At 71.9% G+C, this 228-nt stretch carries 1 protein-coding gene; it reads left to right on the forward strand.

The genetic code is table 11. The features are described from left to right. On the forward strand, window positions 1-228 hold a 228-nt coding region (locus ACSC1Q_RS43305; protein WP_436764562.1), incomplete at both ends, for a beta-ketoacyl synthase N-terminal-like domain-containing protein.

The following is a 228-nucleotide window of genomic DNA, read 5'->3' on the forward strand; positions in this document are numbered from 1 at the left end:
CAAGGCGTTCGCGCAGGCGGCGGACGGTACGGGCTGGGCGGAGGGTGTTGGTTTCCTGCTGGTGGAGCGGTTGTCGGACGCGCGGCGGCTGGGGCACGAGGTGTTGGCGGTCGTCCGGGGTTCGGCGGTGAACCAGGACGGTGCCTCGAACGGTCTGACCGCTCCGAACGGTCCGTCGCAGCAGCGGGTGATCCGGCAGGCGTTGGCGGGTGCGGGGTTGTCGGCGTC

Source organism: Streptosporangium heterodermiicola (genome assembly GCF_051390675.1).
Lineage (GTDB): Bacteria > Actinomycetota > Actinomycetes > Streptosporangiales > Streptosporangiaceae > Streptosporangium.